Annotated in this window: 21 protein-coding genes and 1 other RNA gene; 12 read left to right on the top strand and 10 right to left on the bottom strand. The window is 57.3% G+C overall.

Annotation, left to right across the window (positions count from 1 at the left end; genetic code table 11):
• Positions 1–120: 120 nt before the first annotated feature.
• The 7 genes from ssrA to AC1ME2_RS09305 all read right to left on the bottom strand — a co-directional run bounded on the left by ssrA (position 121) and on the right by AC1ME2_RS09305 (position 8750).
• Positions 121–514, bottom strand: a transfer-messenger RNA (tmRNA) gene (ssrA, locus tag AC1ME2_RS09335).
• 118 nt (positions 515–632) lie between these two features.
• Entirely contained in the window at positions 633–908 is a 276-nt protein-coding gene (locus tag AC1ME2_RS09330; RefSeq protein WP_480440628.1) for a hypothetical protein, read from the bottom strand.
• Positions 909–1118: 210 nt separating this feature from the next.
• Positions 1119–3929, bottom strand: a complete 2811-nt coding sequence (locus AC1ME2_RS09325) for an FAD-binding and (Fe-S)-binding domain-containing protein (protein ID WP_480440626.1) — start codon at positions 3927–3929, stop codon at positions 1119–1121.
• Positions 3926–4597 carry a LutC/YkgG family protein gene (locus tag AC1ME2_RS09320; RefSeq protein WP_480440625.1) on the bottom strand — a complete coding sequence of 224 codons (672 nt, stop codon included), beginning with the start codon at positions 4595–4597 and terminating at the stop codon, positions 3926–3928. The genes AC1ME2_RS09325 and AC1ME2_RS09320 overlap by 4 nt, the downstream gene beginning before the upstream one ends.
• Positions 4594–6084, bottom strand: a complete 1491-nt coding sequence (locus AC1ME2_RS09315) for a LutB/LldF family L-lactate oxidation iron-sulfur protein (RefSeq protein WP_480440623.1) — start codon at positions 6082–6084, stop codon at positions 4594–4596. Before AC1ME2_RS09315 ends, AC1ME2_RS09320 begins: the two co-directional genes overlap by 4 nt.
• Positions 6081–6905, bottom strand: coding sequence for a (Fe-S)-binding protein (locus AC1ME2_RS09310; protein WP_480440622.1), 825 nt, complete (start codon positions 6903–6905; stop codon positions 6081–6083). Before AC1ME2_RS09310 ends, AC1ME2_RS09315 begins: the two co-directional genes overlap by 4 nt.
• A gap of 150 nt (positions 6906–7055) precedes the next feature.
• Entirely contained in the window at positions 7056–8750 is a 1695-nt protein-coding gene (locus AC1ME2_RS09305; RefSeq protein WP_480440620.1) for a lactate permease LctP family transporter, read from the bottom strand.
• Positions 8751–9160: 410 nt separating this feature from the next.
• Here AC1ME2_RS09305 and AC1ME2_RS09300 point away from each other — a divergent pair, with 410 nt between their 5' ends.
• On the top strand, positions 9161–9928 hold the full coding sequence (locus AC1ME2_RS09300) for a GntR family transcriptional regulator (RefSeq protein ID WP_480440619.1): 768 nt from the start codon (positions 9161–9163) through the stop codon (positions 9926–9928).
• A 373-nt stretch (positions 9929–10301) separates the two neighbouring features.
• Here the strand turns inward: AC1ME2_RS09300 and smpB are convergent, their stop codons facing one another.
• Complete coding sequence (smpB, locus tag AC1ME2_RS09295; protein WP_480440617.1) at positions 10302–10784, bottom strand: SsrA-binding protein SmpB; 483 nt, start codon at positions 10782–10784, stop codon at positions 10302–10304.
• 118 nt (positions 10785–10902) lie between these two features.
• On the opposite strand from smpB, the gene AC1ME2_RS09290 reads away from it, so the two are divergent.
• From AC1ME2_RS09290 to AC1ME2_RS09280, 3 genes are read left to right on the top strand one after another with little or no spacing between them, the layout of a single operon-like run.
• Entirely contained in the window at positions 10903–12306 is a 1404-nt protein-coding gene (locus AC1ME2_RS09290) for a sodium-dependent transporter (protein WP_480440615.1), read from the top strand.
• A gap of 7 nt (positions 12307–12313) precedes the next feature.
• A complete protein-coding gene (locus AC1ME2_RS09285) occupies positions 12314–12748 on the top strand; it encodes a type II toxin-antitoxin system RatA family toxin (RefSeq protein ID WP_480440614.1) in 435 nt (144 codons plus the stop codon).
• Entirely contained in the window at positions 12741–13061 is a 321-nt protein-coding gene (locus tag AC1ME2_RS09280) for an RnfH family protein (protein WP_480440613.1), read from the top strand. Before AC1ME2_RS09285 ends, AC1ME2_RS09280 begins: the two co-directional genes overlap by 8 nt.
• A 96-nt stretch (positions 13062–13157) precedes the next feature.
• On the opposite strand, the gene AC1ME2_RS09275 is transcribed toward AC1ME2_RS09280, so the two are convergent.
• Positions 13158–13679, bottom strand: coding sequence for an outer membrane protein assembly factor BamE (locus AC1ME2_RS09275; RefSeq protein WP_480440612.1), 522 nt, complete (start codon positions 13677–13679; stop codon positions 13158–13160).
• A gap of 98 nt (positions 13680–13777) precedes the next feature.
• Between AC1ME2_RS09275 and fur the strand changes: the two genes are divergently transcribed.
• Positions 13778–14185 (top strand): ferric iron uptake transcriptional regulator, encoded by a 408-nt coding sequence (gene fur / locus AC1ME2_RS09270; protein WP_480440611.1) that lies wholly within the window; start codon positions 13778–13780, stop codon positions 14183–14185.
• 161 nt (positions 14186–14346) lie between these two features.
• On the opposite strand, the gene recN is transcribed toward fur, so the two are convergent.
• The gene (recN, locus tag AC1ME2_RS09265; protein WP_480440609.1) at positions 14347–16020 is read right to left on the bottom strand and encodes a DNA repair protein RecN; all 1674 of its coding nucleotides are present in this window, start codon (positions 16018–16020) and stop codon (positions 14347–14349) included.
• Positions 16021–16294: 274 nt separating this feature from the next.
• Here recN and grpE point away from each other — a divergent pair, with 274 nt between their 5' ends.
• The 7 genes from grpE to greA all read left to right on the top strand — a co-directional run bounded on the left by grpE (position 16295) and on the right by greA (position 26405).
• Entirely contained in the window at positions 16295–16858 is a 564-nt protein-coding gene (gene grpE / locus AC1ME2_RS09260) for a nucleotide exchange factor GrpE (RefSeq protein ID WP_480440608.1), read from the top strand.
• 104 nt (positions 16859–16962) lie between these two features.
• On the top strand, positions 16963–18882 hold the full coding sequence (dnaK, locus tag AC1ME2_RS09255) for a molecular chaperone DnaK (RefSeq protein WP_480440606.1): 1920 nt from the start codon (positions 16963–16965) through the stop codon (positions 18880–18882).
• Positions 18883–19223: 341 nt separating this feature from the next.
• Entirely contained in the window at positions 19224–20348 is a 1125-nt protein-coding gene (gene dnaJ, locus AC1ME2_RS09250) for a molecular chaperone DnaJ (protein WP_480440605.1), read from the top strand.
• Between the two features lie 24 nt (positions 20349–20372).
• Positions 20373–21176, top strand: coding sequence for a 4-hydroxy-tetrahydrodipicolinate reductase (gene dapB / locus AC1ME2_RS09245; protein WP_480440603.1), 804 nt, complete (start codon positions 20373–20375; stop codon positions 21174–21176).
• Positions 21177–21436: 260 nt separating this feature from the next.
• Complete coding sequence (gene carA, locus AC1ME2_RS09240; protein WP_480440601.1) at positions 21437–22573, top strand: glutamine-hydrolyzing carbamoyl-phosphate synthase small subunit; 1137 nt, start codon at positions 21437–21439, stop codon at positions 22571–22573.
• 137 nt (positions 22574–22710) lie between these two features.
• Positions 22711–25932 (top strand): carbamoyl-phosphate synthase large subunit, encoded by a 3222-nt coding sequence (gene carB / locus AC1ME2_RS09235; RefSeq protein WP_480440600.1) that lies wholly within the window; start codon positions 22711–22713, stop codon positions 25930–25932.
• Positions 25929–26405, top strand: coding sequence for a transcription elongation factor GreA (gene greA, locus AC1ME2_RS09230; protein WP_480440599.1), 477 nt, complete (start codon positions 25929–25931; stop codon positions 26403–26405). The genes carB and greA overlap by 4 nt, the downstream gene beginning before the upstream one ends.
• Positions 26406–26432 lie beyond the last annotated feature (27 nt).

Genomic DNA, 26432 nt, shown 5'->3' with positions numbered 1-26432 from the left:
GGATACCAAAGCGCCTGGAACTCAGAAACCCTGCAAAGCCCCCATAAGCGCTGAAATCCCTGTATTCACTGGATTTCAGGCACAAAAAAAGACGTCCGTGGACGTCTTTAGATGTTGAAGTGGTGGAGCCGGGGGGATTTGAACCCCCGTCCGCCAGTACTCTACTTTCGGGACTACATGCTTAGCCGTGTCTATTAAGTTAACCCTCAGCGGCCCGACGGGCAGGGTGCATTGGGCGAGCTGTGTAATTTTTAGCCGATTCGTCCACAACATACTGCACGGCGATTCTGTTCTATATGACAATCACTTCGGGTTTACAGACATCCCCTAGTGATTGCTGGCGCCGAAGCGACCAGGAGGGAAGGGCTAAGGCTGCTTACGCAGCGAGAGCGTATTCCCCGTAGGTTTCGTCATTGGCAACTATAAGAAGTTGCAACAGTGGATTTACGAGTTCTGTTACCAACTCGGCATGCCCCTAGAGTTTCGCGACCGGCGTCGAATCCTAATCGGCCCCAATTACAACTGCTCTAGCAGTCAAGCGCCCAGTCTACCTGATTGCAGAGAGGCCGTCGACTTTCTGTCTGATGCCAAGGTGAAACAGGCCAGCCCTGAGGCTGGCCTTGGCAATGCGTTTACTGACCACCGGATTCGGTCTTATCGGCCTCTTCGAGTGCTTTGGTTGTCAATTCGATGCATTTTTTAGTGTCGCCCGCAGCTTTTGCGGCCATGGCTTCCTTTTGCGTTTCCTTGAGATTCATCATGGTGTCTTCGCCCATGTCGGCAGCGCCCGTGGCCAGATCATCTTTGATCTGCTGCAGATTGGCGTCGCACAGATCATCAGCGGCAAATACCGGGGAAGCCAACAGTGCGGCGGTGAGGAACAATCCAGTGAGTGCAATACGCTTCATGTGTATCTCCTTAGCCTGTGGACTCGGTATGGACGGTCGATGAGGCCGGGCGCCCGAGGTCTGTGGTAAGCCCGGTTCATTTTTAAGGGCTTAAAGAGATTGACTCTGGCGTAAGGCAGGGGTTCTATTTTTTCTTGAGCCTCGTCAAAAAAAGCCCCTCTGGCGACGTCTGGCGCCCTGACGCGGCGTGTGGGCCCGGTCAGGGTGGGTTTACGCAGACTTGGCTTGAGTGACTCGATCCACCAGATAAACCAATCCGTGGTAATCAATACCGCCGTGTTGCGACAGGCCGATCTCACAGGTTCGGCTGGTGGAAATGCCTTCGTTGCAGTACTGCACGGCGTCTTTCAAGGTGCGCAATGAATGCGCGTTCAGTTCCGGTGTGGTGAAGCCTTTGTCGCCGGCAAAACCGCAGCAATGAATGCCTTCGGGTATCACCACATTCTGGCTGCACAGGCGCGCCAGTTCGATTAGCGCCTGACTTTCGCCCAAGTGCTGGGTGCTGCAGGTGACGTGTACCGCGATGGCTTCCTGTTGGGGTGTGAAGTGCAGCTTGTCCAACAGATGAGTGCGGATGAAGCGCACCGGGTCGTACAGGTCCAGGCGCGTATCTTTCAGGTCTTGTACCAGGCGCAGCGTGCAGGGGCTGGTGTCGCAGTAGATGGGGTCGAGACCGCCACGACTGGCCTTGATCAAGGCCGCGAGCAGCTCCTCGCGTTTGTGCTCAGCCTGCTCGTTGTAGCCTTTTGAGGCAAAGGGTTGCCCGCAGCACAGGCTGTCCTGATTGTCGGGGAAGATCACCTGATACCCAGCCTTCTCCAACAGCCCTCGGGTTTTGTCCAGCAGCGACATCTGTTCGCGGTCGCTCGCAGCGGGGCCCATGACGCGTGACACGCACGCGGCCAAGTACACCACGCGCGGGCGCTGATCGTTGATCGGTGGGCTGAAACGAATGGCCCGCTCCGGCTGCGGCATGGCGGCGGTCCACTGTGGCACGCGACCTGCCGATGCTTTGCTCAGTGCGGCGGAGATTTTTGCCAGGCGTGGCGCGCCCAACAGCATCCGGGCACCGTTGGCCACGTGCAGGGTGAAGCGCGCACCTTGCAGCGCGGTCTTGAAATTATGAGCCAGCCAATCCGCAGTTTTGCCGTGGGTCGCTTCGCGGCTGCGCAGCTTCTTGACCAGTTCGCCGGTATTGATCCCGACCGGACAGCGTTGCGCGCACAGCCCTGTCGCTGCACAGGTGTCGATGCCTTGGTAGTGGTAGTCGCGCTCCATCTCTGTGGTGTCGATGCCCGAGCGTTTTTTTGCCTGGATATCGCGCCAGATCACGATGCGTTGCCGTGGGCTCAGCGTCAGCCCTTTGGATGGACAGACCGGTTCGCAAAAACCGCACTCGATGCATTTGTCGACGATCTCGTCGGCGGCGGGCAGCGGCTTGAGGTGCTTCAAATGGATCTGCGGATCGGTGCTGAGCACCACGTCCGGGTTGAGGATGCCGTTGGGATCAAGCAGCCTTTTGAGTTGCCACATCAGTTGGTAGGCATCGCTGCCCCATTCCAGCTCGACGAAGGGCGCCATGTTGCGTCCGGTGCCGTGTTCGGCTTTTAACGACCCACCGAACTCCACGGCAACCAGTTGCGTGACGTCGTCCATAAACGCTTGGTAACGAGCCACTTCTGAAGGGCTGTCGAAGCCCTGGGTGAACACAAAGTGCAGATTACCTTCCAGCGCGTGGCCGAACAGGATCGCTTCGTCGTAGTGATGTTTGTCGAACAGCGCGATCAGTCGACGCACGCCAATCGCCAGTTGTTCGACCGGGAACGTAACGTCCTCGATGATCACCGTGGTACCGGTTTTACGCACGGCGCCGACGGCTGGGAAGGTGTCTTTGCGAATCGCCCAGAGACGGGCGTTTTCCACCGGGTCTTCGGTAAAGTCGACCTGCTTTTCCACCGGGAAGGGTGTCAGCGAGGCCATGATCTGCGTGAGCTGCTCATGCAGTAATGCCTGGGAGGCCGCGCGGGATTCGATCAGCAGCGCGCAGGCATTTTCCGACAGTTCACGAACGAAGGCTGGCATGCCGGGTTTGTTCTGCACCGAACGCATACTGCGTCGATCCAGCAGTTCGACAGCGGCCACCGGTTGGCTTTTCAGCACGGTGACGGCGGTGCAGCAGGTTTCCACATCGGGAAACACGATCAGCGCCGATGCTTTGTACGGATGGTCGATGACGGTGTCGTAAGTGACCGCGCTGATAAAGCCGAGGGTGCCTTCGGAGCCGACTAGCAAGTGGCTGAGAATATCCAGTGGCTCATCGAAATCCACCAGGGCATTGAGCGAGAGGCCGGTGGTGTTTTTCAGGCGGTATTTGTGGCGAATCTTTGCGGCCAGCGTGCTGTTGGCACGTGTCTCGCGGCCAAGTCGGGCCAGTTGCTCCAGCAGGTCGGCGTGGCTGTCGCGAAACGCGGCGACGCTGGCGGAGTCCTCAGTGTCCAGGCGGCTGCCGTCGGCCAATACCAGACGAATCCCGGCGAGGGTGTGATAGGTGTTCTGCGCGGTGCCGCAGCACATGCCGCTGGCATTATTGGCGACGATACCGCCGATCTTGCAGGCATTGATCGATGCCGGGTCCGGGCCGATCTTGCGCCCGAACGGTGCCAGCCAGGCGTTGGCTTGAGCGCCAATGACGCCCGGTTGCAGGCGGATCTGCATGCCCTGACCCCGGATCTCACGGCCGTTCCAATTGTCGCCGAGCACGATCAGCACTGAATCGCTGATGGCTTGGCCGGACAAACTGGTGCCCGCGGCACGAAACGTCACGGGTACGTGTTCAGCTTGAGCCAGCTTAAGCAGCGCCACCACTTCATCTTCGGATTCGACGCGGATTACCAGTTTCGGGATTAGCCGATAGAAGCTGGCGTCAGTGCCAAAAGCCAAGGTCGAAAGCGGGTCGTCGAAGCGTCTGTTCTTGGGGATCAGGCGCTCGGCTTCGCGCAGAAATACAGCGGGCAGACTCATGCATCCTCCAGAATCAGTACCACCAGATCTTTCGGGCCGTGAGCGCCGTAGGCCAGGATCTGTTCAATGTCAGCGGTTTTTGATGGGCCGGACACCAGCAGTGCGTTGGTCGGCATGCTGGCCGCCCAGTTCTGTTGTTGCTGGACCTGATAAAGGTTGTCGTAAATTTCACTGGCCTTGAGCAGGGCGAAATGCACGGGCGGCACCAGACTCATCAGGCGCGGCTCTTCCCGGGTCGGCCACAGAATCAGGCTGCCCGTGGCGGCAATGGCGCCCAGGGTGGTGGTGAAGCTGGCGGGGGTATCGTCGAACAGCTCGGTTTTCCACGCTTCTATCGGACGATCATAAGCCTTGAGGGGGGGCAGTTCTGGGTGCACGGTCCAATGTTCGCTGACGCGTCGGCCATGGGGTGTGCTCGGCGCGATCAACAGGCTGGGCAATTGGCGGTCGTGCACCAGTTGTGCGAGCAGTGCTGGCCAGCCCTGTTCGGTGCTGAGATGGATTTCGGTGTGCACGGCTTCCATCAGTTTGCGCAGTTGCGCGAGCCGTTGTTCGGGGGCGTAACTCCAGGGGGTGGTCACCAAGTCTTCGTCGAAGTTGTCGGCAATCGGCGTGGCACCGGTCAGGCTGTGGCGCAGCTTGTTGAGGATGTTTTGTTTGGCGCTCATCGCTTGGCTCCCGGTTGCGTCTCTATCGACTGCTTCTCTGTCGACCGCTTGGCCAGATGTTCACGGGCCAGCTCATGCAGGGAGCGGGCGGCCGGTTTCGGTGCGCTGTGATTCTGCGTCCATGGGCCGATGTTGCCAGGCATCAAGTTGCGCAGGCGGGTCGCGAAAAAGCCGAACACACGGTACAGCGCTGGCGAGCTGTTAAGCCGGGACCAGGCATTCCAGACAAAGCGTTCCGTGCGTGAGTATTTACTGCCTTGGCCGCGCATGACTTTATTCGGCGCATCCGGCGATTTGACGTTTTCTTCGCGCAGGCGACGCAACAGGGCCGGGATCGGAATCTTCACCGGGCAGACTTCACCGCAGGCGCCGCACAACGACGACGCGCTAGGGTGGTCGGGGACTTTGTTCAGACCGACCATGTGCGGGGTGATGATTTTGCCGATAGGACCCGGATACACCTCGCCATAAGCATGGCCGCCGATGCGGGTATAGACCGGGCAGTGGTTCATACAAGCGCCGCAGCGGATGCAGTTCAGTGTCTGACGCAGTTCGCTGTCGGCGAACGCTTGGCTGCGACCGTTATCAAGCAACACCAGATGCACTTCTTGCGGGCCATCCAGTTCATCGGCCTTGCGCGGGCCGGAGATCATGTTGACGTAGGTGGTGATCGGTATACCCAGCGCCGAACGCGTCAGCAGCGACAACAGGGGGATGGTATCGCGCAGGTTTTCGACGACTTTTTCGATACCTGTCACGGCAATATGCACCGGCGGAACCGTCGTGCACATGCGGCCGTTGCCTTCGTTTTCGACCAGTAACAGGGTGCCGGTTTCAGCCACGGCGAAGTTGACGCCGGAGACACCGATGTCTGCTTCGAAGAATTTTTGGCGCAGCACTCTGCGACCGATCTGGATCAGTTGGTCGACGTCTTTGGTGTACTCCACGCCCAGCTTCTCGTGGAACAAGGTGCCCACCTGACCGGCATTTTTGTGAATCGCCGGCATGATGATGTGCGACGGCTTCTCATGGTCGAGCTGGACGATGTATTCGCCCATGTCTGCTTCCAGGCATTCAACGCCACGGGCCGCGAGGAAATCGTTCATCTCCATTTCTTCGCTGACCATCGACTTGCCCTTGATCACTTGCCGGGCTTCGTGGGCCTCGACGATCGAGAGGACGATGGCATTGGCTTCTTCTACCGTTTCCGCCCAATGCACCTTCACGCCATTGCGGGTCAGGTTGGTTTCAAGCTGCTCAAGCAAGTCGGGCAGCTTGGATAAAGCACGGGCACGAATCGCATTGCCTAGGGTGCGAAGGCGTTCACGCTCGTCAGCATCGCTGAACGCGGCTGCGCGCTTGGTCATCAGCGAGTCCATGGCGGTGCGGAAGTTGTTGCGCAGTTGGCTGTCGCCCAAGGCTTTGTGGGCTCGGGCGCGGAAATCTTCGTGTACCTCAACGGTGGGGATCAGGGTTTGCGTGCTCATTGCTCACCTCCGGTGCGTTGCCACAGGAAACTTGCCAGGTGTTGGCCGCGTAGCGATTCCCGTTGTTTCTCCAGCGAACCGTTGATGTTCATCAAGCAGCCGCAGTCGGCGGTCACTACTTGATGCGCGCCGGACTCTTTTAATGCGCGTGTCTTGTCCGCCACCATGGCCCCGGAAATATCCGGCATGCGCACACTGAACGTCCCGCCAAAGCCGCAGCATTCGCTTTCGTGGCTGTGGTCTACCCGCTCGACGTTGCTCATTTGGGACAACAGCTCCCGTACGTGCAAGTGGGTGTTCATTTCCCGTCGTGCCGAACAGGAGGTGTGCAGCGCCACCTTGATCGGGGCGCCACTGTCTTGTAGCTGGACCTTGCACACGAACAGCAGAAACTCTGCCAGTTCATAGGTGCGGGCGGCGAGGGCGTGAACCTGCTTTAACGTTTCCGGCTCGTCCTTGAACAGGTCGGGGTAGTGTTCGCGCAGCATGCCGGCGCAAGAGCCGGAAGGTACGACGACGGGGTAATCTCCGGCGAACAAGGCCAGTTGCGCCCGAGCCACTTCACGCGCCTGATCGGTGTAGCCCGAGGTATAGGCCGGTTGCCCGCAGCAGCTTTGCCCTTGGGGGAATTCGACCCGAATGCCTTCGCGCTCGAGCAGGTGAATCGCATCCATGCCGGCCTCGGGGAAAAACAGGTCGACCACGCAGGTACCGAACAAATAGACCCGCTCGGGTTTTGCGTCAGGGTATTGCCGTGGTTCGGCGCGGGGCGGTGCGACACGGGTCGCATTTGGCACGGCGTTGTAATAGAGCTCGCTCATCAGGCGTTTCTCCGGGTGGTCCCGGTTATCCGTCCAGCAAAGCGGTTGAAAGATGCATCGCTGAAACTTTCAGCCGCTTTGCAGACCCGGTTGTGAATGGTTGACGCCGGGGATTAGCCCGGCGCCAGGTCGTTGCGGGTATGGATGCTGTTAGTGAACCAGCATGCCGGTGAACCAATAGGCCTGGGCCAGAGTGATGCAGCCGACGATGGTGGCAAAGAACAGACTGTGTTTGAGGGTGAAGCGGAACAGGTCGGATTCTTTACCCACCAGGCCGGTGGCGGCGCAGGCAACGGCAATCGACTGCGGTGAAATCATCTTGCCGGTCACGCCGCCAGTTGAGTTCGCGGCCACCATCAATACATTGCTGACGCCAACCTGGTTCGCGGTCGTTGCTTGCAATGAGCCGAACAGCGCGTTGGATGAGGTATCGGAGCCTGTCAGGAACACGCCCAGCCAGCCAAGGAACGGCGAGAAGAACGGAAACGCAGCGCCCGTGGATGCCAGTACCAATGCCAGGGTGGTGGACATGCCGGAGAAGTTCATCACGAAGGCGAACGCCAGCACCATGCCAATCGACACGACGGCCCAGCGCAGTTCAAACAAGGTCTCTTTGAAAGTGGTCAGACCGGTTTTGACGCCGATTCGCAACACCAGCATCGACAGCAGTGCGGAGATAAGAATCGCTGAGCCGGATGCAGCGATCAGGTCAAGTTTGAACACGGCTGGCATCGCGGTCGGGGCGGCGACGATTGGCGCAACCTTGAATACCAGTTGGTCCAGGTGCGGGATCGCAACGTTCATGGTCCAGGCCTGCATCGCACCACCGGCGGCGAACAACGCCTTGAACGGCTTAAGCGTCCAGACGGTAACGATGAGGGTCAGGATCAGGAAGGGAGACCAAGCTTTGAAAATCTGCCCCAGGGTGTACTCAGATTTCACCGAGGTACGAGGCTGACCGAAGCCGCCCGCGCTGGCGACGACTGTGCCGTTTGGCGTGGCACCGGCCATTTGTGCGCCCGCGCTGCGTTTTGGCTGCCAGACTTTGAGGAACAGTGTCAGGGAAATCAGGCTGATTAATGCTGAGGTGATGTCAGGCAGTTCCGGGCCGATGAAGTTTGAAGTGAGGAACTGACTGGTGGCGAAGGTAAGGCCCGCGACCAGAGCGGCTGGCCAGGTTTCCTTGACGCCGCGCATGCCGTCCATCATGAACACCAGCCAGAATGGCACGAACAGCGACAGCAGCGGCAGTTGACGGCCAGCCATGGCGCCGATCTTGAACGCGTCGATCCCCGACACCTGGCCCGCCACGATGATCGGAATACCCAGCGCGCCGAAAGCAACCGGAGCGGTGTTGGCAATCAGGCACAACCCAGCGGCATAGATCGGGTTGAAGCCCAGCCCTACCAACAACGCGGCAGTAATCGCCACTGGCGCACCAAAACCTGCCGCACCTTCAAGGAAGGCGCCAAAGCAGAAGGCGATCAGCAACACTTGCAGGCGTTGGTCGTCGGTGATGGTCAGGACCGAGCTGCGGATGATCTCGAACTGACCACTTTTAACCGTCAGTTTGTAGAGGAATACCGCAGCGATGATGATCCAGGCAATCGGCCAGACGCCATAGGCAAATCCGTAGATGGCGGCTGCGACTGCCATATCGGCAGGCATTTTGAAGGCGAAGATCGCTATCAGTACCGATAACAGCAGTGTGATGGTGCCTGCGACATGGCCCTTGAGCCGGAACACGGCCAAGGCCATGAAGAAAAACACGATGGGGATAACTGCGGCGATAGCGGAAAAGCCAAGGCTGCCGAGTGGGGTGTAGAACTGTTGCCAGGTTTGCATATGGGGTGGCCCCTAATTATTGTTGGTCAGGCCCGATGTTCCGTATCGCAAGATCGCAGCTCGTTGTCGACGGTCAACACGCAAGGTCGTGATCGTCGAATCGATGCTGGCGAACAAGTCGCACAGCTCACCAGCTCAAGCCTTTCGTTATGACGAGAGGTCTTGCGGCGTCGTGGATGGTGGCCACTGAATGCCGGCATTGGATAATTGGTAATACCAATTTACAATGTCTGGGCGCTAGGTTAAAAGCTAGCTATTGATGTGTCAATTTGCCCTTCTAATACTTTCGTCGATTTATGAAAGAAATCACACTGATGAGGCATTTTCAGCCGAATCTGAAGGGTGTCGGCGCTGTGGCAATCGGCGAGAATAGGCGCTTCCGGCAGATGATCGGAGAGGTGGAGTGAGTTATGGGGTTTGATCAGGTGCGACAGCGCCGTTTGTCTGACGATATTGTCGAGCAACTGGAAGGGATGATTCTCGAAGGCACGTTGAAGTCTGGAGAGCGGCTTCCTGCTGAGCGTGCGTTGGCAGAGCAGTTTGGTGTCTCGCGCCCATCCTTGCGTGAGGCGATTCAGAAGCTCACGGCAAAAGGCTTGTTGGTCAGCCGCCAGGGCGGCGGTAATTATGTGGTCGAGAGTCTGGGGTCGACCTTCAGCGATCCGTTGCTGCATTTGCTGGAAAGCAACCCAGATGCCCAGCGCGATCTACTTGAATTTCGCCATACGCTCGAAGCGTCGTGCGCCTATTACGCAGCCTTGCGCGCGACGGACGTCGACCGTGAGCGACTGCGGGCGGCCTTCGATTTATTGCAGGACTGTTATTCGCGGGTCGGCGAAGTAAGCCGGGCCGAGGAGGGTGCCGCCGATGCGAACTTCCATCTGGCCATTGCCGAAGCCAGCCATAACGCGGTGCTGTTGCACACCATCCGTGGCTTGTTCGATTTGCTCAAGCGCAATGTCGTGACCAATATCGGCGGCATGTACAAACAGCGCACAGAGACCCGCGACATGCTGATCAGTCAGCACCGTGAGTTGTATCTGGCGATTGTCGAAGGTCGTGCGGAGGACGCACGCGAGGTTGCCAGCCGCCATCTGCTGTATGTGCAGGAGGTGTTGGAAGAGGTGCGGCAACAAGTGCAGCGCACGGCGCGGGCGGAGAGGCGTAATGGGATCTAATGGTGGGTCCGGACAATTTTGCTGTCTGAACTGACGCCTTCGCGAATGAATTCGCTCCCACAGGGTATGAGATCTGAACTGCACCCCAAAGTCGGATGGGTGTCCGATTTTTTTGGGTCAGTTCAATCTGTGCAGACTGTGTGAAAACTACTGCAGGCTGGGCGACTTCGGCGCTACGCACACAATACTGCGTTAAAAACAGGCTCGTGCGCGAGTCCGATCGGAATGCTCATTTACAATACGTAGACTCGGGTGCGAGCCCAGTCCACTTCCTCGCCTGTTTTTGCCTTGTCTTGCCTTCGCTCGCTACGTTTTCACACAGCCTGTGTGGGAGCGAATTCATTCGCGAATGGGATAACGCGGTGCGTCAGGCTTAATCGTCCTTGCCCTTGCTACGAACTGCACGTTGCAGCTCGCGATCAGAGTCGCGTTCACGCTCGGTGTGGCGCTTGTCGTATTCCTTCTTGCCTTTGCCCAGCGCGATTTCGCACTTGATCAAGTGCGCCTTCCAGTAAATGGCAAGGGCCACGCAGGCATAGCCTTTTTGCTGAACCGCGGTGTTGATCTTTTCGAGCTCGCGCTGGTTGAGCAGCAGTTTACGGGTACGTGTCGGGTCAGCGATGACGTGTGTGCTGGCGGCAGCCAGTGGCGTGATATGGCAGCCCATCAGCCACGCCTCGCCATTTTTGAGCAGCACATAACTGTCAACCAGCTGCACCTTGCTAGCACGCATACTCTTTACTTCCCAGCCAGCCAGGACCAGACCGGCCTCGAACTTATGTTCGACGAAGTAATCGTGACGCGCCTTTTTATTTTGCGCGATGGTCCCTGTGGGGTGTTTCTTGAGCTTAGCCATAGGGGACGCATTATAGGGAGTCAGCGCGCTGTCGGCTACGGTGAAGCTGCGTGCTTGAGCACCTTGATTGAATCCCGGACAATGCGCCCTCTTTTTTGATCGGTTGAGCGTGTTAACGATGTCGACGGACAAGGTTTCTGTCCACGGCGGCTGGGCGAGTCGCTGGGTGTTTATTCTTGCAGCAACCGGTTCTGCGGTAGGTCTTGGCAGTATATGGAAGTTTCCCTACATGGTCGGCGTGTATGGCGGCGGCGCTTTCGTGTTGGTGTTTCTGGCCTGCATAGCCTTGATCGGTGTGCCGGTGATGCTGGCCGAAACGCTGATTGGCAGGCGTGCCAGGCAAAGTCCGGCCAACGCCTTGAAGGTGTTGGCGCTCGAGGCCGGGCATTCCGCGCTGTGGTCCTGGGGGGCGTTCGCCGGGATGATCACGGCGTTGCTGATCCTTTCTTTCTATAGCGTGGTGGGTGGCTGGTCGCTGGATTACATCATTGGCATGGGGCGTGGCGATTTTCAGGGTGTCGCGTCCGATCAAGTGGGGGCTTACTTCGGCAAGGTCATCGCTGACCCCTGGCGGCTGACCTTATGGCACACGGTGTTCATGCTGCTTTCGGCAGGGGTGATTGCCAAGGGAGTGGTCGCGGGGTTGGAGCGCAGTCTGCGGATCATGATGCCGCTGCTCTTTATCCTGATGGTGATCCTGTTGGGCTATAGCCTGACTACCGGACACTTCATGCAGGGCGTGCACTTCATGTTCGACTTCGACGCATCCAGGCTGCTCGATGGCTTGCTACCTGCCATGGGGCATGCCTTTTTCTCGCTGAGTGTGGGGGTGGGGTCGATCATGATCTACGGCGCTTATATGCCGAAAAATTCCTCGATCTCTGGCACCATCGTCGGTGTGGCGCTGCTCGATACGTTTGTTTCGCTGCTGGCGGGGCTGGCGTTGTTTCCAATTGTGTTTGCTGCGGGCCTGAACCCCAGCGAAGGTCCGGGCCTGATGTTCGTGACCTTGCCATTTGCTTTCGGCAACGTGGCGTTCGGCCAGTTGATGGGCGTAGTCTTCTTCGTGCTGGTGGCGGTTGCGGCCTGGAGTTCGGCTATTTCTTTGCTTGAACCGATGGTGGCTTATCTGATCGAACGGACTAAAATCCGCCGCGGCTGGGTGACATTCTGGCTGGCGTTTATCTGCTGGTTCGTGGGTTTGGGGACGGTGTTCTCGTTCAATATCTGGCAGCAGGCCAAGTTTTTCGTGAGTGATGCGGGTGTATTTCACCTCTATCAATGGGGTGCGGTGGGTGGCCTGAGTTTCTTTGGGGTCATCGACTTCTTCACCTCGCGGATCATGTTGCCGCTGGGTGGGCTCTGTTTTGTGATTTTTGCAGGTTGGGTGATGGGCCGTGAGGCGGTGCGTGATGAGTTATCAATGCGCAGCCCGGTGCTTTTCTCTTTGACGTTCTTTTTGATGCGCTATGTGGCGCCGTTCGGCATTCTTGTTGTGTTTGCCGCTCAGCTTTGGAAATGACGCTGACATGACTACGCATATTCAACGTTCTGCCCTGTTGCCTTATCCGGCGCAGGCACTTTATGACCTGGTAAATGATGTGGCGCGCTACTCGGAGTTTTTGCCGTGGTGTTCCTCTGCTGTGGTGTTGGATGTCGGCGATGATCATATGCGCGCTCGCGTCGAAATAGCCAAAGGCGGTCTCAGGCAGCATTTCGTGACGCGAAACACGCTGGTGCCAGGGCAGTCGATCGAGATGAATCTGGAAGAAGGGCCGTTCAGCCAGTTGCACGGTGTCTGGGTGTTCAAACCGTTGGGTGAAAAGGCCTGCAAGATCAGCCTGGACTTGTCGTTCGATTATGCTGGACCTATCGTGCGCGCAACATTGGGGCCGTTGTTCAATCAGGCGGCCAACACATTGGTCGATGCTTTTTGTCAGCGGGCAAAACAGCTGCATGGTTGAGGCGCAGATTGAAATCGAAGTGGCGTATGCCGCTGTAGATCGCCAGGTGCTGCTCAAAGTCGATGTGGCATCGGGTTCAACGGTGCGCAATGCGCTGTGGGTGTCCGGGATCGGCCAGTATTTTCCTGACTTGGATCTGGCGCATTGCCCCGTAGGCATTTTCGGAAAAGTGCTGAGCGATGCCGAAACCCGAGTACTTATAGCGGGTGATCGGATAGAAATTTATCGTCCGCTGCTGGCTGATCCAAAAGAGGTTCGCAGATTACGTGCAGCCAAGGCTGTTCAGGCTAAGACGAAAAACGACTCGCACTGATCTATTCTGGAATCAGCTGATCTATTCTTGAATCAAGAGACGCAAAAAAGCCCGGATTGCCGGGCTTTTTTGAGGGTGCTGACTGCTGCTTTCAACCTATTGCGGTGACGTTTCCAGAGGTACCTGGGTTGGCACAGGAGCAGACTTGCTCTTGTCCACGTCATTTTGAATCTGCTGGAGCAACGAGCCCGGTTTAGGAGGCTCTTCGGCTTTGGGCTGTTCACCCTGAGCAGGCGCAACGGAAGTACCGCTGTCCTTGCCGAGAATGGCCTCGTCACGACTCACGCCGGGCCTGAAATCACCGGAAAGGCTGACGAGTTGATCATTGCCATTGAAGACAATGGTCATGCGTTCTTGTTGGCGTTCACCACCCCCAGGTTGCAGGCTATACAGGTAATCCCAGCGATCGGCATGAAACGTATCGGTCAGCAGGGGATTACCCATGATAAACCGTACTTGCCGACGGGTCATTCCGGGGCGTAACTGGTTTATCATATCCTGCGTGACGACATTGCCCTGCTGGATGTCGATTTTGTAAACCCCGGGGAATGAACAACCGGCGAGTGCGAGCAGTCCCACAAAGGTGAAACTGGTTAGCAGGTGCTTGGTGTTTTGCATCGGTGGGCGACTTCCACTATCTTGGCTGGGACAACGTAAACCCCGATCATACCCGCATTAAGAGAAGCTGCGAAGCAGCATCCGCGAGAAAGCTGACCATGGTTGAAAATAGCGAACTACGTAAAGTCGGACTAAAAGTGACCCTGCCACGGGTCAAAATTCTACAGATGCTCGATTCTGCCGAGCGGCGTCACATGAGTGCGGAGGATGTTTACAAAGCACTTATGGAAGCCAGCGAAGATGTGGGCCTGGCCACGGTGTACCGTGTGCTGACTCAGTTTGAAGCTGCCGGGCTGGTGGTTCGCCACAATTTCGACGGCGGTCATGCAGTATTCGAGCTGGCCGACGGCGGTCACCACGACCATATGGTCAACGTGGAGTCCGGTGAAGTGATCGAGTTCTTCGAAGAAGAAATCGAGAAGCTTCAGAAGGCGATTGTCGAGAAGCACGGTTACGAGTTGGTGGACCACAACTTGGTGCTCTACGTGCGCAAGAAGAGGGTGTAAACCTTCCGACAGTCATGTCGAAGGCGACCTTAGGGTCGCCTTCGTGCGTTCTGCTGTCTGATTTTTGTGAAGGGGGCGGCAGCAAGCTCGGCCGTCAGGTATACCGCTATCGCGGGCAAGAACCAGGCGTCCCCCCCGTTCTACAGTTTTTGATTGGGTGATCAGGCTTTGGCCGTGAGAACCATTTTTTTCGCATGGGCCAATGACTCCTTGGTAAGGTCAATGCCGCCAAGCATGCGTGCTACCTCCTCGACGCGTTCGGTCTTGCTGAGCTTGGACACGGCGGTGCGAGTGACATCGCTGTCACGTACTTTGTGTACGAACAGATGCTGATGGCCTTGCGCGGCGACCTGCGGCAAATGTGTGACGGTCATGACTTGTCCACGCTCGCCTAAACGTCGCAGCAGCTGACCGACAATTTCTGCCGTTGGTCCGCCAATGCCGACATCGACTTCGTCGAACACCAGCGTTGGCACGCGTGAGGTTTGCGCAGTGATAACCTGAATCGCTAGGCTGATCCGCGACAGCTCACCCCCGGAAGCGACCTTGGCCAGCGCCTTGAGCGGTTGCCCAGGGTTAGCGCTCACCAGTAATTCCACCTGCTCCAGACCGTTGGGCAGCAGTTCTTTACTCGTGTTGGGCCGCAATTCGATGCTGAACCGCCCACCGGGCATGCCCAGTCGTTGAATTTCCTGTTCCACTGCACTAGCCAGGCCAGAGGCTGAGCGTTGACGCAGGTCACTCAGCTCGCGAGCTTTGTCCTGATAATGTCGAGCATAGGAAGACAATTCGTTCTGAAGGCGTTCGATGGATTCATCATTGGCATTCAACGTCTCGATTTCATCCAGCAGCTTTTGCTGGAGCGCGGCGACTTCGGTAGGCTGAATCCGGTGTTTGCGGGCCAGCGTGTAGATTGCATCGAGGCGCTCTTCAAGTTGCTGCAGACGTGCGGGGTCGGCATCGAAGTGATCCAGAAAACGATTCAGTTCGCCGACCGCCTCTTCAACTTGAATCTGCGCGCTGGACAGCAGGCTGGCGGCTTCGCTCATGGCGGTGGGTGAACTGTGTACGCCGGACAAGCGATTGAGACTGGCCGTCAGTGCGTTCAGGACATTGCCCGAGTCGTTCTCGCTGCATTGCTCGACGACCTGACGGCAGATGCTCAGCAGGCTTTCGGCGTTGGTCAGGGTTTTGTGTTCTTGCTCCAGCTGGTCCAGTTCGTTTTCGCCGAGGCTGAGGCTTTCCAGTTCTTCGAGCTGATAGCTGAGCAACTGATGGCGCGAGCGCTGCTCATCGCCCGAGTTGGCGAGCCGCTCCAGCTCTTGTCGTGTCTGGCGCCAGCGTTGTGCCGCCAGCTGCACCTGACGGGCGAGGTCGGTGGCGCCCGCGTACTCGTCAAGCAAGCGGCGATGGGTGTCCGTCTTGAGGAGTGACTGATGTTCATGCTGGCTGTGGATGTCGATCAGAAACTCGCCAAGCGCTTTCAAGTCACCTTGGGGGCAGGGCGAGCCATTGATATAGGAGCGCGAGCGGCCCTCTGCGGTAATGACCCGGCGTAGAATGCACGGCCCGTCATTGTCCAGGTCACGCTCTTCGAGCCAGGCACGGGCTTCAGGGATGTCGGACAGGTCGAACGTGGCAAGAATATCGGCCTTGTCCGCACCGGGGCGCACCACGCCGCTGTCGGCGCGATCACCTAGCGTCAGGCCGAGAGCGTCAAGCATGATCGATTTGCCGGCACCGGTTTCGCCAGTGATCACGCTCATGCCTCGGTCCAGCTCGAGATCGAGATGTTCAACGATGGCGTAGTTATGTACGGACAGGTGCACCAGCATAGAGGCGGCTCCCAAGCAATTTGTCTGGTTATTTATACAGTGTTTTGCTTTCTGCTGACAATGCCCGGCTTTAGCTCGATTTGGTTGAATGATCGCCTTTTTTAGTCCGCTGCGTGATTTGTTCCCGTGCGCATTGGGCTAAATGCGAGGTCGATTATTGTTAGGGCGAGGTGCTGTTGTGCTCCTGTCTGCCCTTGAAGCTGAAAATTAAGACCCCATATAGCGGGACAGAAGCGCGAGTTGAGCTCGCGGACGTTATTGAAAGGAGAAATCTATGGCTGACGAACAGAACCTGGATACGCAGACTCAGGATCAGGCCGCTGGTGCGGCTTCGGTTGATGACGTGATAGCGCGTGTGCAAGTGCTTGAAGAGCAATTGGCTGCCGCGCAGGATCAGTCCCTGCGAGTTGCTGCGGATCTGCAGAATGTCCGCCGCCGTGCCGAGCAGGACGTAGAAAAAGCTCACAAATTCGCTCTGGAAAAATTCGCGGGCGATCTGTTGCCGATCATCGACAGCCTTGAACGCGGCCTGGAGTTGTCCAACCCGGACGACGAAAGTATCCGCCCGATGCGCGAAGGGATTGAGCTGACACTGAAAATGTTCCAGGACACCCTCAAGCGTTATCAGTTGGAAGCGATTGATCCGCACGGCGAACCCTTCAACGCCGAGCACCATCAGGCGATGGCCATGCAAGAGAGCGCCGAGGTTGAGCCGAACAGCGTGCTCAAGGTGTTCCAGAAGGGTTATCAGCTCCACGGTCGCCTGTTGCGCCCGGCGATGGTGGTGGTTAGCAAGGCTGTTTCGCCTGTTAGGCCATCGATTGATGAGCAGGCTTGAAATCAGCCATCAGGCCCCCATTTAGAAGTCATGCGTTTAAGTGCTACCGCAATGTGTAAACGCAATTGCGGCATCCAAATTTAAAATTTCCGGAGAAAGTTAACATGGGTAGAATCATCGGTATCGACCTGGGGACCACCAACTCCTGCGTCTCCATTCTCGAAAACGGCAAAGTAAAAGTTATTGAAAACGCCGAAGGTACTCGTACCACGCCTTCGATCATCGCGTACGCCAACGACGGCGAAATTCTGGTTGGCCAATCGGCCAAGCGTCAGGCAGTGACCAATCCGCACAACACCCTGTATGCGGTAAAGCGTTTGATCGGTCGTCGCTTCGATGAAGAAGTCGTGCAGAAAGACATCCAGATGGTCCCTTACAAGATCGTCAAGGCTGATAACGGCGATGCATGGGTTGAAGTCAACGGTCAGAAAATGTCTCCTCCTCAGATTTCGGCTGAAATCCTGAAGAAAATGAAGAAGACCGCTGAAGACTATCTTGGCGAAACAGTGACTGAAGCGGTGATCACCGTTCCAGCCTATTTCAACGATAGCCAGCGTCAAGCCACCAAAGATGCCGGTCGCATCGCGGGTCTGGACGTCAAGCGCATCATTAACGAACCAACCGCAGCCGCTCTGGCTTACGGTATGGACAAAGCGAAGGGCGATCACACCGTCATCGTCTACGACTTGGGCGGCGGTACGTTCGACGTTTCGGTTATCGAAATCGCTGAGGTCGATGGCGAGCACCAGTTCGAAGTACTGGCTACCAACGGCGATACGTTCCTGGGTGGTGAAGACTTCGATATCCGTCTGATCGACTACCTCGTTGACGAATTCAAGAAAGAAAGCGGCATGAACCTTAAGGGTGACCCGCTGGCGATGCAGCGCCTGAAAGAAGCTTCTGAAAAAGCTAAGATCGAGCTGTCCTCCAGCCTGCAGACTGATGTCAACCTGCCGTACATCACTGCAGACGCAACCGGCCCTAAACACTTGAACGTGAAGATCTCTCGCGCCAAGCTGGAATCGTTGGTTGAAGACCTGGTTCAACGCACCATCGAACCTTGCCGCATTGCGCTCAAGGATTCGGGTATCGACGTTGGCAAAATCGACGACGTGATTCTGGTCGGCGGTCAGACTCGTATGCCGCTGGTACAGAAGCTGGTTACTGAGTTCTTCGGTAAAGAAGCGCGTAAAGACGTGAACCCGGACGAAGCTGTTGCCATGGGTGCTGCTATCCAGGGCGCGGTATTGGCTGGCGACGTGAAAGACGTGTTGCTGCTTGATGTTAGTCCGCTGACCCTGGGTATCGAAACCATGGGTGGCGTGATGACTGCGCTGATCGAGAAAAACACCACGATTCCTACCAAGAAATCGCAAGTGTTCTCGACTGCCGATGACAACCAGGGCGCTGTAACCATTCACGTGCTGCAAGGCGAGCGTAAGCAAGCGACTCAGAACAAGTCGCTGGGCAAGTTCGACCTGGCCGAGATTCCACCTGCTCCACGCGGTGTGCCACAAATCGAAGTGACCTTCGACATCGATGCCAACGGCATTCTCCACGTAGGTGCCCAAGACAAGGCGACTGGCAAGAAGCAGTCGATCGTGATCAAGGCCAACTCCGGTCTGTCTGAAGAAGAAATTCAGCAGATGGTGCGTGATGCTGAAGTCAACGCTGAAGAAGATCGCAAGTTCGAAGAGCTGGCCTCTGCCCGTAACCAGGGTGATGCACTGGTTCACTCGACACGCAAAATGATCAGCGATGCTGGCGAAAAAGTGACTGCGGAAGAAAAAACTGCCGTTGAAGCTGCGCTGACGGCTCTGGAAGCGGCCATCAAAGGCGACGACAAAGCGGTCATCGATGCCAAGGTCGAGGAACTGTCCAAGGTTTCCGCGCCAATCGCTCAGAAAATGTACGCTGAAGCTGAAAAGCCGGAAGCGGCTGGCAAGCCTGCTGAAGAGGCCCAAAAGGCTGACGACGTTGTTGATGCAGAGTTTGAAGAAGTAAAAGACCACAAGCACAAGTAAGCGCAGGCTCACTTGCAAGCCGGTTGACTGCATTCAAGCGGTGGCTGGTAGGATGTCGCCGCGCGGGAGCTTGCTCCCGCGTTGGCGTGTCTGGAATAGACGAATTTTCAAGCTTGGGGGCTTCGGCCCGCGAGCCATGCGGCAAAGTCGACATGCTCCTGCATTTGGCTTGTTTTGCTGTTGCTTCTAAGGTGAAAAGCCTTCGGTCAGTGAACTGGCCGTAGAACCAAGACCGGAATCGTTGAATCGACGTGAGTTGGGTCCGGGCCTGTATTGGGCTCAACGAGTTTGGCAAGACCCAGGAGGGTTTTGTCGGACGTCCTCAAGAGTGCAGAAGACTTATGGCTAAGCGTGACTATTACGTGATATTGGGTGTGGAGCGTGACTCCAGTGAAGCGGATCTGAAGAAGGCTTATCGCCGACTTGCGATGAAGCATCACCCGGACCGCAACCCCGACGACAAATCGTCCGAAGACATGTTCAAAGAGGCCAATGAGGCCTATGAAGTGCTTTCCGATGCCAGCAAGCGTGCGGCCTACGATCAGTACGGTCATGCCGGCGTTGACCCAAGCATGGGCGGCGGCGGTGCAGGTTTCGGCGGCTCGAACTTCTCCGATATTTTCGGCGATGTGTTCAGTGATTTCTTCGGTGGCGGTCGTGGCGGTGCTCGCGGTGGTGCCCAGCGCGGCAGCGACTTGCGTTACACCCTGGAGCTGAATCTCGAAGAGGCTGTGCGCGGCACGACCGTCAGTATCCGTGTGCCGACGCTGGTCAATTGCAAGCCCTGCGATGGGTCTGGTGCGAAGAAAGGCTCGGCGCCTGTCACCTGCCCGACGTGCGGCGGCATTGGTCAAGTGCGCATGCAGCAAGGTTTCTTCTCGGTGCAGCAAACCTGCCCGCGCTGCCATGGCCAAGGCAAGATCATTTCCGATCCGTGCGATTCGTGCCGTGGCGAAGGCCGGGTCGAAGAGTTCAAGACCCTGTCGGTGAAAGTACCGCCTGGCGTTGATACCGGTGATCGTATTCGTCTTTCCGGCGAAGGTGAGGCGGGCGCGCAAGGCGGGCCGACCGGTGATCTGTATGTGGTGATCAACGTTCGCGAGCACGCGATTTTCCAGCGCGATGGCAAGCACCTGTACTGCGAAGTGCCGATCAGCTTTGCTGACGCTGCGCTCGGTGGTGAGTTGGAAGTGCCAACCCTGGATGGTCGGGTCAAACTGAAAATCCCTGAAGGCACTCAGACCGGTAAGCAATTCCGTCTGCGTGGCAAGGGCGTGGCGCCGGTGCGCGGTGGTGGCGCAGGCGACTTGATGTGCCGCGTTGCTGTTGAAACCCCGGTTAATCTGGGGCGTCGTCAGCGTGAATTGCTCGAAGAGTTCCGTGCTTCGCTTGAAGGTGACAGTTCGCACTCGCCCAAGGCCAGTGGCTGGTTTGAAGGTGTGAAACGCTTCTTCGGCGATTTGTAAGCGCTTTATAGTCAGGAGCAAGGCATGCGACGTATTGCAGTAGTGGGCGCCGCTGGGCGCATGGGCAAAACCCTGATCGAGGCGATCCAGCAAACGCAGGGTGCGGGTTTGACCGCCGCAGTCGACCGTCCGGACAGCTCGTTGGTCGGTGCTGATGCGGGTGAGCTCGCGGCGTTGGGGCGTATTGGTGTGCCGCTGTCGGGCGATCTGGCCAAAGTGGTTGACGAGTTCGACGTACTGATCGACTTCACTCACCCATCGGTGACGATGAAGAACCTGGCTTTTTGTCGCAAGGCAGGCAAGGCCATGGTCATCGGTACCACGGGCTTCAGTGCGGAAGAGAAGCAGCGCCTGGCGCAAGCGGGTAAAGACATCCCGATCGTGTTTGCTGCCAACTTCAGTGTGGGCGTCAATCTTTGCCTGAAATTGCTAGATACCGCCGCTCGCGTGTTGGGCGATGATGTCGATATCGAAATTATCGAAGCCCACCATCGACACAAGGTGGATGCACCTTCGGGCACTGCGTTGCGTATGGGTGAAGTGGTTGCTCAGGCGCTGGGTCGTGACCTTGAAAAGGTGGCGGTCTATGGCCGTGAGGGGCAGACTGGCGCACGTGATCGTCAAAGCATTGGTTTTGCGACGATTCGCGCTGGCGATATCGTGGGCGATCACACGGTGTTGTTCGCTGCAGATGGCGAGCGAGTTGAAATCACGCACAAGGCCTCCAGCCGCATGACCTTTGCCAAGGGTGCTGTTCGGGCGGCGTTATGGCTCGAGGGTCGGGCTCCGGACTTGTACGATATGCAGGACGTGCTCGACTTGCGTTGACCGCTTAAGCAGGGTTGAAGCTCAATAATGACTGGGCTTTGACTCTGTTTTGAGCCTCTGGGCGACATTCTGTCGCATTCCCCTGTCTTTAAGGCTCATTGGCGGTAGACCAAAAAAGGCTTTTTCTGTAAGCTACAGCTTTAGTGTGTCCACTAAAAGCGCGCAGATAATTCGAAGAGAAAGCGGGGTGACGTTCTACGTCATTCCGCTTTTTTGCAACCTGCGAACGCCCTTTCAGGCTTTATTTACGGGAGGTCTTCTTGACTAAGCCAGCCATACTCGCCCTTGCTGATGGCAGCATTTTTCGCGGCGAAGCCATTGGAGCCGACGGTCAAACCGTTGGTGAGGTGGTGTTTAACACCGCAATGACCGGCTATCAGGAAATCCTTACCGATCCTTCCTATGCCCAACAGATCGTCACCCTGACTTACCCGCATATCGGTAATACCGGTACTACGCCAGAAGACGCCGAGTCCAATCGCGTGTGGTCGGCAGGGTTGGTCATCCGCGACTTGCCGCTGGTAGCGAGCAACTGGCGCAACAAGATGTCGCTGTCGGACTACTTGAAAGCCAACAATGTCGTTGCAATCGCAGGAATCGACACCCGCCGCCTGACCCGCATTCTGCGTGAGAAAGGCGCTCAAAACGGCTGCATCATGGCCGGTGACAACATTTCAGAAGAAGCGGCGATTGCTGCTGCGCGCGGCTTCCCTGGCCTCAAGGGCATGGATCTGGCGAAAGTCGTCAGCGCCACGGAACGCTACGAGTGGCGCTCCGGTGTCTGGAACCTGGCGACTGACAGTCACCTGGACATTGCCGTCGCCGACCTGAAATACCATGTTGTAGCCTACGACTACGGCATCAAGCTGAACATCCTGCGCATGCTGGTAGATCGCGGTTGCCGTGTAACGGTAGTCCCGGCGCAAACGCCTGCCAGCGAGGCGCTGGCGCTCAAACCGGACGGTGTGTTCCTGTCCAACGGCCCTGGCGATCCAGAGCCATGCGACTACGCGATCAAGGCGATTCAGGACGTGCTGGAAACCGAGATTCCGATCTTCGGTATCTGCCTCGGTCACCAATTGCTGGCACTTGCTTCGGGCGCCAAGACCATGAAAATGGGTCACGGCCACCACGGTGCCAACCACCCGGTTCAGGATCTGGACACCGGTGTCGTGATGATCACCAGTCAAAACCACGGTTTTGCGGTGGACGAGACCACACTGCCGAGCAATATGCGGGCGACCCACAAGTCGCTGTTCGACGGCACCTTGCAGGGCCTTGAACGTACCGACAAAAACGCGTTCAGCTTCCAGGGCCACCCTGAAGCGAGCCCAGGCCCCACCGATGTGGCGCCACTGTTCGATCGCTTTATCGAAGCCATGGCCAAGCGACGCTGACCAGTTGCCTTGAGAATGTAGCGAGCAGGGGGTTGAGCAGGGGCCGGACGACAAACTGTCCAGGCAGTCCGCCCAACCCCCTCAGAGAAATATTCAAGACGGCTTGCCGACTGACCTACGGATTTGAGTGACAACCCATGCCAAAACGTACAGATATAAAAAGCATCCTGATTCTCGGCGCCGGCCCCATCGTGATTGGCCAGGCCTGTGAATTCGACTACTCCGGCGCCCAGGCCTGCAAAGCCCTGCGCGAGGAGGGTTACCGCGTCATCCTGGTGAACTCCAACCCAGCCACCATCATGACCGACCCGTCAATGGCCGATGCGACCTACATCGAGCCGATCAAATGGCAGACTGTTGCCAAGATCATCGAGAAGGAACGCCCGGACGCACTGCTGCCGACCATGGGCGGTCAGACTGCGCTGAACTGCGCGCTGGACCTGGAACGCGAAGGCATTCTGGAAAAGTTCGGCGTCGAAATGATCGGCGCCAATGCCGACACCATCGACAAGGCTGAAGACCGCTCGCGCTTCGACAAGGCAATGAAGTCGATTGGCCTGGATTGCCCGCGCTCGGGTATCGCCCACACCATGGACGAAGCGTACGTCGTCCTGGAAAAACTGGGCTTCCCGTGCATCATCCGTCCGTCCTTCACCATGGGCGGCACAGGTGGCGGTATTGCTTACAACCGCGAAGAGTTCGAAGAAATCTGCAACCGTGGTCTGGACCTGTCGCCGACCAAAGAGCTGCTGATCGACGAATCGCTGATCGGTTGGAAAGAGTACGAGATGGAGGTGGTCCGCGACAAAAAGGACAACTGCATCATCGTCTGCTCCATTGAAAACTTTGACCCGATGGGTGTCCACACTGGCGACTCGATCACTGTTGCGCCAGCGCAGACGCTGACCGACAAGGAATACCAGATCATGCGTAACGCCTCGCTGGCGGTGCTGCGTGAGATCGGCGTGGAGACCGGCGGCTCGAACGTGCAGTTCGGTATCTGCCCGGACACTGGCCGTATGGTCGTGATCGAGATGAACCCTCGTGTTTCCCGCTCTTCGGCGTTGGCCTCGAAGGCGACTGGCTTCCCGATTGCACGGGTCGCGGCCAAGTTGGCGATCGGTTACACCCTTGACGAGCTGCAGAACGAAATCACTGGCGGCAAGACCCCTGCGTCGTTCGAGCCTTCGATCGATTACGTGGTCACCAAACTGCCACGCTTCGCCTTTGAAAAATTCCCCAAGGCCGATGCACGCCTGACCACTCAGATGAAGTCGGTCGGTGAGGTCATGGCCATCGGCCGTACCTTCCAGGAATCCCTGCAGAAAGCCCTGCGCGGCCTGGAAGTGGGTGTCTGCGGTCTGGACCCCAAGCTTGACCTGAGCAACCCGGAAAGCATGGCCGTGCTCAAGCGTGAGCTGACTGTGCCGGGCGCTGAGCGTATCTGGTACGTGGCAGACGCCTTCCGTGCGGGCATGACGGTTGAAGAAATTTTCAGCATGAACATGATCGACCCTTGGTTCCTGGTGCAGATCGAAGATCTGGTCAAGGAAGAAGAGAAGATCAAGACGCTGGGTCTGGCGACCATCGACCGTGACCTGATGTTCCGTCTCAAGCGCAAAGGCTTCTCTGATGGGCGTCTGGCCAAACTGCTGGGTGTCACCGAGAAAAATCTGCGTCGCCATCGTCACAAGCTTGAGATCTTCCCGGTCTACAAGCGCGTTGACACCTGCGCGGCCGAGTTCGCCACGGATACCGCTTATCTGTACTCGACCTACGAGGAAGAGTGCGAGGCCAATCCGTCGACTCGCGACAAGATCATGATTCTGGGCGGCGGTCCGAATCGCATCGGCCAAGGCATCGAGTTTGACTACTGCTGCGTGCATGCGGCACTGGCCCTGCGCGAAGACGGGTACGAGACCATCATGGTCAACTGCAACCCGGAAACCGTATCCACCGATTTCGATACCTCGGATCGCCTGTACTTTGAGCCAGTAACCCTGGAAGACGTGCTGGAAATCTGTCGGGTCGAGAAGCCTAAAGGCGTGATCGTTCAGTACGGCGGCCAAACGCCGCTGAAACTGGCGCGTGCCCTTGAGGAAGCTGGCGTGCCGATCATTGGTACCAGCCCTGATTCAATCGACCGTGCCGAAGACCGTGAGCGCTTCCAGCAAATGGTCGAGCGCCTGAATTTGCGTCAGCCGCCTAACGCCACTGTGCGCAGCGAAGACGAAGCCATTCGCGCTGCGGGCAAGATTGGTTACCCGCTGGTGGTGCGTCCGTCCTACGTATTGGGCGGTCGGGCGATGGAAATCGTTTACGAAGAAGAAGAACTCAAGCGCTACTTGCGTGATGCGGTGAAAGTGTCCAACGACAGCCCGGTGCTGCTGGACCACTTCCTCAACTGTGCCATCGAGATGGATGTCGATGCGGTCTGTGACGGCACTGATGTGGTAATCGGCGCGATCATGCAGCACATCGAGCAGGCGGGCGTTCACTCTGGTGACTCCGCATGCTCGCTGCCACCGTACTCGCTGCCTGCACATATCCAGGACGAGATGCGCGAGCAGGTCAAGAAAATGGCTCTGGAGCTGGGCGTCATTGGCTTGATGAACGTGCAGTTGGCGCTGCAAGGCGATGACATCTACGTTATTGAAGTCAACCCGCGTGCTTCGCGTACCGTGCCGTTCGTGTCCAAGTGCATCGGTGTTTCCCTGGCAATGATCGCTGCGCGCGTCATGGCCGGTAAAACCCTGAAGGAAATAGGGTTCACCAAAGAAATCATTCCAAACTTCTACAGCGTCAAAGAAGCGGTATTCCCGTTTGCCAAGTTCCCGGGTGTTGATCCGATTCTCGGCCCAGAAATGAAGTCCACCGGCGAAGTCATGGGTGTTGGTGATACGTTCGGTGAAGCCTTCGCCAAGGCTCAAATGGGTGCCAGCGAGCTGCTCCCGACCGGTGGTACTGCATTCATCAGCGTTCGTGATGACGACAAGCCGCTGGTAGCGGGTGTTGCGCGAGACCTGATCAACTTGGGCTTTGAAATCGTCGCGACGGCAGGTACTGCCAAGTTGATTGAGGCTGCGGGTCTGAAAGTGCGCCGGGTTAACAAGGTGACAGAAGGTCGTCCGCACGTTGTCGACATGATTAAGAATGACGAAGTCACGCTTATCATCAACACAACGGAAGGCCGTCAGTCGATCGCTGACTCCTACTCCATTCGTCGTAATGCCTTGCAGCACAAAATCTACTGCACGACTACCATCGCTGCGGGTGAAGCCATCTGTGAAGCACTGAAGTTCGGTCCAGAGAAGACCGTGCGGCGCTTGCAGGATCTACATGCAGGATTGAAGGTATGACTAAATATCCTATGACCGTTCGGGGCGCTCGCGCCCTGGAAGAAGAACTGACCCACCTGACGAAGGTGATTCGCCCCAAGCTCAGCCAGGATATCGGCACGGCACGTGAGCTGGGTGACCTTAAGGAAAACGCCGAATACCACGCAGCTCGCGAGCAGCAGGGCATGGTGGAAGCGCGGGTTCGTGATATCGAAGGCCGACTGCAGAACGCAGTGGTCATCGACGTCACGACGATTGTGCACACCGGCAAAGTGATCTTCGGCACGACTGTCGAGATCGCTAACGTCGAAACCGATGAGCGCGTGAAGTATCAGATCGTTGGTGAAGACGAAGCTGATATCAAACAGGGCAAGCTTTCGGTCGGCTCACCCATCGCTCGTGCCTTGATTGCCAAGGAAGAGGGGGAGGTGGTGACAGTCAGAACGCCAAGTGGCGTGATCGAGTACGAGATTGTCGAAGTCCGCCATATCTAATCAGCGTCGCCCGTTTCGTGCGGGCGC

The sequence above is a fragment of the Pseudomonas sp. ASL9 genome, from assembly GCF_056680335.1.
Note: the sequence above shows the minus strand (reverse complement) of the source record. Positions and strands in the feature narration are given on the sequence as shown.

Bases quoted from the DNA above. Each gene is read 5' to 3' on its own strand.
- AC1ME2_RS09330 (WP_480440628.1), bottom strand. From the start codon at position 908: ATGAAGCGTATTGCACTCACTGGATTGTTCCTCACCGCCGCACTGTTG.
- AC1ME2_RS09325 (WP_480440626.1), bottom strand. From the start codon at position 3,929: ATGAGTCTGCCCGCTGTATTTCTGCGCGAAGCCGAGCGCCTGATCCCC.
- AC1ME2_RS09320 (WP_480440625.1), bottom strand. From the start codon at position 4,597: ATGAGCGCCAAACAAAACATCCTCAACAAGCTGCGCCACAGCCTGACC.
- AC1ME2_RS09315 (WP_480440623.1), bottom strand. From the start codon at position 6,084: ATGAGCACGCAAACCCTGATCCCCACCGTTGAGGTACACGAAGATTTC.
- AC1ME2_RS09310 (WP_480440622.1), bottom strand. From the start codon at position 6,905: ATGAGCGAGCTCTATTACAACGCCGTGCCAAATGCGACCCGTGTCGCA.
- AC1ME2_RS09305 (WP_480440620.1), bottom strand. From the start codon at position 8,750: ATGCAAACCTGGCAACAGTTCTACACCCCACTCGGCAGCCTTGGCTTT.
- AC1ME2_RS09300 (WP_480440619.1), top strand. From the start codon at position 9,161: ATGGGGTTTGATCAGGTGCGACAGCGCCGTTTGTCTGACGATATTGTC.
- smpB (WP_480440617.1), bottom strand. From the start codon at position 10,784: ATGGCTAAGCTCAAGAAACACCCCACAGGGACCATCGCGCAAAATAAA.
- AC1ME2_RS09290 (WP_480440615.1), top strand. From the start codon at position 10,903: ATGTCGACGGACAAGGTTTCTGTCCACGGCGGCTGGGCGAGTCGCTGG.
- AC1ME2_RS09285 (WP_480440614.1), top strand. From the start codon at position 12,314: ATGACTACGCATATTCAACGTTCTGCCCTGTTGCCTTATCCGGCGCAG.
- AC1ME2_RS09280 (WP_480440613.1), top strand. From the start codon at position 12,741: ATGGTTGAGGCGCAGATTGAAATCGAAGTGGCGTATGCCGCTGTAGAT.
- AC1ME2_RS09275 (WP_480440612.1), bottom strand. From the start codon at position 13,679: ATGCAAAACACCAAGCACCTGCTAACCAGTTTCACCTTTGTGGGACTG.
- fur (WP_480440611.1), top strand. From the start codon at position 13,778: ATGGTTGAAAATAGCGAACTACGTAAAGTCGGACTAAAAGTGACCCTG.
- recN (WP_480440609.1), bottom strand. From the start codon at position 16,020: ATGCTGGTGCACCTGTCCGTACATAACTACGCCATCGTTGAACATCTC.
- grpE (WP_480440608.1), top strand. From the start codon at position 16,295: ATGGCTGACGAACAGAACCTGGATACGCAGACTCAGGATCAGGCCGCT.
- dnaK (WP_480440606.1), top strand. From the start codon at position 16,963: ATGGGTAGAATCATCGGTATCGACCTGGGGACCACCAACTCCTGCGTC.
- dnaJ (WP_480440605.1), top strand. From the start codon at position 19,224: ATGGCTAAGCGTGACTATTACGTGATATTGGGTGTGGAGCGTGACTCC.
- dapB (WP_480440603.1), top strand. From the start codon at position 20,373: ATGCGACGTATTGCAGTAGTGGGCGCCGCTGGGCGCATGGGCAAAACC.
- carB (WP_480440600.1), top strand. From the start codon at position 22,711: ATGCCAAAACGTACAGATATAAAAAGCATCCTGATTCTCGGCGCCGGC.
- greA (WP_480440599.1), top strand. From the start codon at position 25,929: ATGACTAAATATCCTATGACCGTTCGGGGCGCTCGCGCCCTGGAAGAA.